The 9,147-nt window shown below is 28.4% G+C and carries 7 protein-coding genes and 1 pseudogene; 7 read left to right on the top strand and 1 reads right to left on the bottom strand.

The window, feature by feature from the left end:
• The 6 genes from B5E75_RS13505 to B5E75_RS13485 all read left to right on the top strand — a co-directional run.
• Positions 1–958, top strand: a 958-nt coding sequence (locus tag B5E75_RS13505; RefSeq protein WP_087360284.1) for a virulence RhuM family protein, incomplete at its 5' end; no start/stop codon positions are given.
• Positions 959–1,559: 601 nt separating this feature from the next.
• On the top strand, positions 1,560–2,501 hold the full coding sequence (locus B5E75_RS13500) for a hypothetical protein (protein ID WP_087360281.1): 942 nt from the start codon (positions 1,560–1,562) through the stop codon (positions 2,499–2,501).
• A 15-nt stretch (positions 2,502–2,516) separates the two neighbouring features.
• Positions 2,517–2,639, top strand: a complete 123-nt coding sequence (locus B5E75_RS14975; protein WP_275086224.1) for a hypothetical protein — start codon at positions 2,517–2,519, stop codon at positions 2,637–2,639.
• Positions 2,640–3,188: 549 nt separating this feature from the next.
• The gene (locus tag B5E75_RS13495; RefSeq protein WP_087360278.1) at positions 3,189–4,250 is read left to right on the top strand and encodes a DNA cytosine methyltransferase; all 1,062 of its coding nucleotides are present in this window, start codon (positions 3,189–3,191) and stop codon (positions 4,248–4,250) included.
• On the top strand, positions 4,240–5,328 hold the full coding sequence (locus tag B5E75_RS13490; RefSeq protein WP_087360275.1) for a DUF262 domain-containing protein: 1,089 nt from the start codon (positions 4,240–4,242) through the stop codon (positions 5,326–5,328). The genes B5E75_RS13495 and B5E75_RS13490 overlap by 11 nt, the downstream gene beginning before the upstream one ends.
• On the top strand, positions 5,329–6,054 hold the full coding sequence (locus B5E75_RS13485; RefSeq protein WP_087360272.1) for an MAE_28990/MAE_18760 family HEPN-like nuclease: 726 nt from the start codon (positions 5,329–5,331) through the stop codon (positions 6,052–6,054).
• A gap of 447 nt (positions 6,055–6,501) precedes the next feature.
• On the opposite strand, the pseudogene B5E75_RS14870 reads toward B5E75_RS13485, so the two are convergent.
• Positions 6,502–6,669 (bottom strand): annotated as a pseudogene (locus B5E75_RS14870) (transposase); the annotation flags it as partial.
• A gap of 351 nt (positions 6,670–7,020) precedes the next feature.
• Here B5E75_RS14870 and B5E75_RS13475 point away from each other — a divergent pair.
• Entirely contained in the window at positions 7,021–8,631 is a 1,611-nt protein-coding gene (locus tag B5E75_RS13475; protein WP_087360269.1) for a hypothetical protein, read from the top strand.
• Positions 8,632–9,147: the final 516 nt, after the last annotated feature.

Genomic DNA, 9,147 nt, shown 5'->3' with positions numbered 1-9,147 from the left:
GATTATTTATACAACAGAAGATGGTTTGGTGAAAATAGAAACAACTTTTAATGATGAAACAGTTTGGTTATCGTTAGATCAAATGTCATCATTATTTCAGAGGGATAAATCCACTATATCTAGACATATTAAAAATATTTTTGATGAAGGTGAATTAATTAAAGAATCAGTTGTTGCAAATTTTGCAACAACTGCCAGTGATGGAAAAACATATCATGTTGATTACTATAATCTAGACGTAATTATCTCTGTTGGCTATCGTGTGAAATCAAAACGAGGAGTTCAATTTAGAATATGGGCAACTAATCTTATTAAAGAATATATGAAAAAAGGTTTTGTGCTTGATGATGAACGATTAAAAGAATTAGGTGGTGGAGGATACTTTAAAGAGTTGCTTGAAAGAATTCGAGATATTCGTGCATCTGAAAAAGTGTTTTATAGACAGATACTTGAAATATATGCTACAAGTATTGATTATGATCCAACAGCTGATGTTTCTATCCAATTCTTTAAAAAAGTACAAAATAAGATTCATTATGCTATTCATGGAGAGACTGCAGCTGAAGTTATTTATCATAGAGTAGATGCTGAAAAGGAATTTATGGGTTTGACTACTTTTGCAGGTAATCAACCAACACTAAGAGAGGCAAAAATTGCAAAGAATTATCTCAATGAAAAAGAGTTAAAGGCAATGGGGCAACTTGTATCAGGATATCTTGATTTTGCAGAAAGACAAGCACAGCGTGAACAAGTGATGACAATGGAAGATTGGGTCAAACACCTAGATAATATTTTAACGGTCACTGGAGAACAATTATTAGTTGGCAATGGTTCGGTTTCTCACCAACAAGCTATGGAAAAAGCTGAAACAGAGTATAAGAAATATAAAGCAAGAACATTAAGTGATGTAGAAAGAGATTATTTAGATGCAATAAAGGAGTTAGAGAATTTGAAGTAACTTCATCTATTACTATGTTTGAAATTTAGTTTTATGTAAAAAAATCAATGATTTCTATTTAAAACTGTCATTGTAAGAATAGACATGAACTATGAATTAAAATGATTATTTTTTGTGATTGTTAATGAATTCCTTTTTGCTTTGAAGATAAATCATTTATTAATTTATTTCCAAAAATAATATTTTCATTTTTGAAAAATTGTTTGGTTGATTTGGTATTGAAAATTATAGATTTTATTATTTAAATAAGTATAATATTTATTAATAATGAGGTATTTAACCTCAAGACATCCTATGATGACGAGTGACGGTTCTGACTCGTCGGTAAAATAAAAAATGACCGAGAACTTGATGATGTGTGAGAGCAAAGACACATCGGTAAAATAAAAAATGGCTCAAGGATGCAAAATAGAGGAATCTATAACAGGTTCCTCTTATTTTTAAGGATATATAAAATAGAGAATTGAGAAATATAAATTGATTAAGTGATTTTATAAAAATTATTTTGTATATTACATCATTTCATATTAACAATATATATTGAATATTAACAATAAAAATGTTAATATATTGTATATAATGTTAATATGGAGGTGAAATGATGAATGCATTAAATATTTTAGGGTTAAAGATTGAATTAGAATCATGGGATAAAGTGAAGAAAGTGCCTTTGTATATTAGTAATCATTTTTTTATTCAAAAAGCTTCAATAAATGGAATTTATTGTTTGTCATTAACGCCTTATGATGTGCTTCCGCCGTTATCTTCTTTAAAAAAACAGATATCAAGCATTCAAGCTATAGAAGATTTACCAATTTATATCAATTTAAATGAAATATCATATTTTAGAAAACAAAATCTTCTTCAAAATAATATTCCTTTTATATTGAAAGACAAAATGGTATTTTTGCCTTTTATGACAACTTTTCTAACAAATCAAAAATTTGAACAGAACATAAATGTGGAAAAATTAACACTTTCAGCTCAATTGTTATTTATTTGGATTTTATATCAAAATGAAAATCAATATTTTATTAATGATGCTTTAGAGGTGCTTGATGTTTCTCATATGACACTCACTCGTTCATATCGACAATTAGTTGCAACAACATTTTTTAAAGAACATAAAGATGGTCGTAAAATTTATTTGACCACATCATTGAATAAAGATGAACTATTTAAAAAAATGAGACCTTATCTTCAATCGCCTGTAAAAAGTCAATTCTATATGATGAAAGATCAACGAACTCAAGATATGGTTTTAGCAGGTGAATCTACTTTAAGTCAATATAGTTTTATAAATCCACCTCAAATCGAAATATATGCGATTGATAAAGCAAATAGTAAAGATCTTCATACCCAAAAAGAATTGTTTGATAAAGAGCAACAAATAGAAGTACAGATCTGGGAATATGATCCACTATTATTTAGTGAAGATAAAAAACATATTGATAAAATATCTTTAATGACTTCTTTTTTAAATAATCATGATGAAAGACTTGATAAGGAATTAGAACAATTCCTTAAGGATACATTTTTGTAAGAGAGGAGACTTATAATGAGTGGTATAGCATTTTTTAATGACTACTCTTTTAAAATGTATTCATTCTTAATGGTTATGAAAAAGTTCTTTGATAGAATTGATATGAATACGAATATGGCTCTTAAAGAGTATATTTAAAGATTAGGTTGTGACTATATTAACAAGTATGTTGATCATATTATTTTCGATGCTGCCTGGACAAAAACAGAAACTCATGGAAACCAGTAAGCTTCTACATATATTTTTCATTATGGCATCAATGAATATAATATAAAATTATTTATTATTAAGATCAAGAAATGCTAGGATATAAGAAAGTAGACTACAAGCAATTACAACTGAAATTGTGGTAGAAAACAAACAAAAGAATTTTTAAAAAACCACGAAAATGACACTTTTTAGCTTTAGAAAAACAAAATTAAAAAATAAGCTTTGAAAGATAAAATAGAGGGCCAATAATAGAAATTATTTTTAAAAGGTCATCATAATATATACAAAATACCAAAACTCAAAAATTATTGAGATTGATTTTCCACTTATAATTTGGTACTATTTATTTGTGAAATTGTGAAAATAGATGGTTTAAATAAAATTATGATTGAGTAGATTTGACAATGAATTATTTAGATGAGAAAAGTAAATACAATTTAATTTAGAAAGGTTGATTCTTTGAAGGAGGCGATATAGATGCCGTGTGTGGCGATAGATTTATTTTGCGGTATTGGTGGTCTGACGAAAGGTTTGTCATTAGCTGGAATTAATGTCATTGCTGGCTTTGATAATGATGAGAGTTGTAGATTTGCATATGAAGCTAATAATAACGCAGAATTTTTTTGTGAAGATATAACTAATATTAAGGGACAAGATATAGATGCTCTTTACCCCGAAAATTGTATTAAAATTTTAGTGGGATGTGCCCCTTGCCAACCTTTTTCTAGATATTCAAGTCGTTATAGGAAAGAGGGACATATAGATAATAAGTGGACATTACTATATTCATTTGAGAGATTAATAAAAGAAACATTACCAGATATTGTTTCTATGGAAAATGTACCAAATCTTATTAATGAAAATGTTTTTAGGGATTTTATAAATGCTTTAAGAATAAATAATTATTATGTTGACTATCAAGTTGTTTATTGCCCTGACTACGGAGTTCCTCAAAGTAGAAAACGTTTAGTATTATTGGCTTCTAGAATGGGTGAAATCCATTTGATACCACCTATTTATTCTAAAAGTGATTATCTTACAGTTAGAGATGCTATTGGACATTTACAGCCCATAGAAGCAGGTGAAATATGTGATGAAGATCAGTTACATCGTTCAAGTTTTTTGTCAGAAATTAATTTAAGAAGAATACAACAATCAGTGCCAGGAGGTACGTGGAGAGAATGGGATGATGATTTAAAATTGAAATGTCATAAAAAGAATTCGGGAAAGACATTTCCCTCCGTTTATGGAAGAATGGAGTGGGATAAACCATCGCCTACGATTACTACACAATTTTATGGGTATGGTAATGGAAGATTTGGACATCCCGAACAAAATCGAGCTATTTCTCTTCGAGAAGGCGCAATTTTACAATCATTTCCAGATGATTATATCTTTATGGACGATGAGCATTCAGTAAACAAGAGAGAATTAGGAACACATATAGGAAACGCGGTTCCAGTTGAGTTAGGAAGAGCAATCGGAATAAGTATTCAACAACATTTAGAAAGAATGGGTGAGGCAATAAATGGAAGATAATGTAGAAAAAAGAATTTGTAAAGATGAAAATATGACAATGAATTCTGCTAAACAAATTAGTGAAAAGAAGCAAGACATTAAATTTGATACAAGAGACTATCCTATCAATTATTTAGTACAACAGTACGAAAGGCAGGAATTTTATATTCCTTTAGAATATCAAAGAAATTTTGTGTGGGGTAATAATGACAGGTGTTTTTTTATTGAATCAATTTTAATGGGATTACCAATTCCTTTAATGTTTTTTGCAGATACAGATGATGGTAGAATAGAAATTGTTGATGGAGCACAGAGAACATTAACATTAGTGCAATTTTGTCAAAATGATTTGGAGTTACAAAATCTTGAAATTCTTACAGAGTCTAATGGATTTGTTTTTGAAGAATTAGATCCTGCAATACAAAGAAAATTTCTTAATACGAATATACGAGTTGTATTTTTAGAAGAAGGAACAACAGAAAAAGTTCGCCAAGAAATATTTAAGCGAATAAATACAAGGGGGTTACATGTAAAACCTGCAGAAGCAAGAAGAGGAGCTTTTGAAGGAAAATTTAAGGATTTTTTGGAAGAATGTGTTAAAGAACCAAAATTTAATGATCTTGCTCCTAGAACGAAAATTACTGAAGATAGATATGAAGGGTTTGAGATGGTTTCTAGATTTTTTGCATATTTAGATAATTACGAAAACAATTACGAAGGATATACAGGAAATGTAACTAAGTATATTGATAACTATGTTGAAAAACAAAATCAACTTTCAGAAACAAATGAAGAAATAATCACATTAAGTCGAGCTAAGTTTAAAAATATGTTAAATTATGCAGAAAAAGTATTAGGAAAACGAGGCTTTAGAAAGACACTAACCTCAAAATCAACGCCAAGAGCTAGATTTGAAGCTTTGTCAATAGGGATTGCATTAGCTTTGAAAGAAAATCCAAATTTGCCAGTAAGAGATATTTCTTCATGGATAGATGGTGACGAATTTGCAAAATGTACTAGATCAGATGCTGCAAATAATAAAAGTAAATTAGTAGGAAGAGTTGATTTTGTAAAAAACAAATTACTTTTGGGAGCATAAATGATTACATTTATAGAGACATATAATAGTAGAAAAAAGGAGATAGAAGAGTTTTTAGAATTAATGGAATTTTTGGAACTTAAAGAAAATAATAGAGAAAATGGTGTAAGTGAATTTTCTGGATTTTTTTATAATCAGGAAAGTGGTATAAATCTGACATATCAATCTTTGATTAACATTTTAAAATCAAATGTTTCTTTAATGATTTATAATATTATTGAATATACTGTATCTAATTTAATAGATAGTATCTATGATGAAATTAGAATGAATCATTTATCATATGAGGATGTCAACGATGCAATTAAGACGTTATGGAGAAAAATGATTTTAAAATCAGCCAGCGATCCAAATGCTAATTTCACGACTTTTCTTAAAAGGAATGAGGAAATAATTACAGCTATTTTAGATCATAAGGTTTTAGATATGTGTTCACGAAAAACATTAACGGGAGGAAATTTTGATGGTATTTCAATAAGGGAAGCTTTTGAAATACATGGTATAAATATTCGAATTGATAGCCAAAATTATAGACCAGATATTCTTGGAAGAATCAAAAAAAATCGTAATAATTTAGCTCATGGGTCTGTGTCATTTGTTGAAGCTGTTAGAGAAGATAGTATATTAGATATTAAAAGAAATGAAATTATCGTTGTTGCGTTCTTAGATGAGCTAATTGAGACTGTTTCTACATATATTGAAGAACAAAAATATAAATTATCTTAAAAATATTAATATATTAGTAGTATTGTCATAAATTAGTAAGAGAAATACGAAAGCTTTGAATAAGTAAAATTAAAAGTGTTTTTTGTTGATTAAGTATCTTTTATCAGCTTTTGTAAAATATTTTCATTTTATTTTCTTATTATTATTAGTTTTTTCAATCTATTAATTTCTCTTTTCTTTCTATGATTATTTTTATACTAGTAGTATATTTTATTCCTGATAAGTTAAATTATTAATACAGCTTCTTATTAATTTTTTTGTTACTATTCTCAGTATAGATAATTAAACAATTGGAAAAATACAATGTTGGTATCAGTATTACGAGTATTATAAAATACTTTGAGAATTTGATATTGGTTTACTTTATAAAATGGTGATTTTGCAAAGTGGGGATACTACAATCGTTTAATGGCCCCGTGTCAAGAGTGGAGGATAAAGGAATAACTATTAAAAAATAGGGATTCCTTTTTTTCTGTCTTTGTAAGTGAAAGCATAACTATAACCAAGATGTAAAAATATGCGTTTTCTTAAATTGTAGAAATATCTGAAACCATGTGCATTTCTTTTGATAAGCTTAATTTTATTGTTCATTCCTTCAATGAATCCATTATTGAAGCTTGTTTTATATGTTCTGTCTCTTCTTTTATATTCGACTGTATAGAAAAGTGAACATAGAAGAGGAATAAATCATTTCTTTCTAAAATTCTTGGCAGTTATCTGATAATAACGATTTTGGCTATCAAAAAAGCAGTTTCACAAGAGGTGGTTAATTTATTATTAATATCTATATTTTTAGATGGAGCATAATGTAAAATGAAATAATCATTCATATAACTTGTATTTATAGTATGAATTAAATGATGTGATACCATATATTGATTTTGTGATATTCTTTTGATACTATTTATTTATGAAAAAAACATCTAGTATGAAATAATTATTATTATTGGAGGGAAGGAAAAAATTATGGAATATGAGAAAAGTGTAGTAGAAAAACCTGAAAAATGGCCTGCTAATGCACATGAACAAGTATTAGAGGCCCTCTGTAATTGTGTTGAGGAATTTGAAAATAATCCCTCATATAAAACGCGAGAAGTATTATTGTCATTAACATGTGAACATGATCTGAATCAACATGTTGGAAATGGCTTGATTCGAGTAACCGAGTATGAAGTTGCAATCATTAATTATCTTTACTTAGTGGGGAATGCTTATCAGATAACTTCTTTAAAAACATATTTATATAATCTCATAACGCAAGTGACTAGATTGCAAAAAATCGCTTCGTGGTACGATGCGGTAATTAACAAGAAGGAGGGAGATTCTTTACGTATTCTACCGTATGAGCAAGGGCTTATGCTACCACTTAGATTATACCATCTAGCATATCAGAAGTTTACTGTTGAAAAAGAGAGGTCTTTTGCGGAACAGTTGATGGAAATAGTGAAAAGAACAATTGAACAGTGCCAAAATGAAGACGAAGTAGATTTAATTACGTATGCATATTCATCTATGTTATTTGATATTAGTAATATGCACGGAAGTAAAAGAGAAAAATTGTGGGAGTTTACAAGAGAAGAACTATATAGTCTTATTGAATTAGAGGCAAAATTGTTGAAGATGAATAAGCAAGCAGCTAATGTGCGCCCTACAAAAGGGGTCTTAATGATACAAATAAGTAATTTTATATTAAAATCACGCCATGGATATAATGATGATTTTATTTGCAAGTATTTACCAAGCGAGGTTGCTAGAAGCAGTATCAGTAATCATCAGATATGGATGAAAAAGACAGAGCTTTTAAATGATGAAAGAGAACAGAAAGTTATTCCAGAACTGTTTGAAGACGAATCATGGATTAAGTATGATTGGATAAAAGATATAGATTTCATAGCGACACGAACATACTACGTATCGTGTTTTAGTAAAGCTGTCAATAACAATCATATGCAAAGTGGTTATGGTGAGTGTCTATATGGATATAAGAATGATAGAATTGTAGATTTGATTGGACCAATTGGAATACATAAATTAACAAAAAAAACTGGTGCTGATGCTGAATTACCAGATACAATAGAAAGACCTTATATCTCTCAAGTTATAGCTTTTGATATGTTATATGATGTCGAAGAAGCAAAAGAAGAATTACAATATTTATTTAGTATTATAGATATGTTTGATTTGTCTGGTAAAGATAAAAAACAGTTTTTGCAGGAGATTTTGCAATATTGGATTCTTTCTGTCAAAGACAGTAAATGGAAAACAGAGCGTGAAAGAAGATATGTGTTGTTTTTGTATGATGATTACAAATACAAAGAAACAGAATTTGATGATACATTTTTAAAAGTTAAAACATCATTGTTTATAACACCAGATTTTATTATGGGGAAAAATCCTAGTAGGTGGGAAATAAAAAGGCAACTTGAGGCTAAAAGAAAAGCTCTTTTTAGTAAAGAATACTTGTTATGTGAAGACTGTCTTATGCAAGATCATGATGTGGCGATTTATAAGCAACCCGATGAATGTCCGATTTGTGGTTCCAAGAATATTAGAATGGTATACCGTAAAACCCCTTAGTAGTATGATTTTCAGTTTTACGGAAGTAGTTTGATTAACGAATTATTGATAAAAATATATTGAAAAATTGATACATTGTTGATATACCAAATCTTTCAAAAGAGTATATATTTTATAAAATTGAACTTTATTTTTATTTATTAATATTTTATTGAACTTAAAATCGGTCAAATAAGGATTTGATATAGAGAGTTCAAGTAGGTAAAATAGTACCTATGGATAACAGTAACATATAAATGTAAACAAAATCTCTTTACTGAGAATAAAGGTAAAGGGATTTTTTTATTGTTATAGGGGAAAGTCTTACATAGCTAAAATAAGTAAATTTGATAATGTTAAGAAAAATGATACAAATGATTATAAAAAATATATAATAGTATAAAAGAAAAGGAGGAGACTTACTGAATGGATAATAATTCAAAAATGATTATTTATACAACAGAAGATGGTTTGGTGAAAATAGAAACAACTTTTAATGATGAAACAGTTTGGTTATCGTTAGATCAAATGTCATCA

The sequence above is a fragment of the Massiliimicrobium timonense genome (assembly GCF_002160865.1).
Taxonomy (GTDB): Bacteria; Bacillota_I; Bacilli_A; order Erysipelotrichales; family Coprobacillaceae; genus Allocoprobacillus.
Note: the sequence above shows the minus strand (reverse complement) of the source record. Positions and strands in the feature narration are given on the sequence as shown.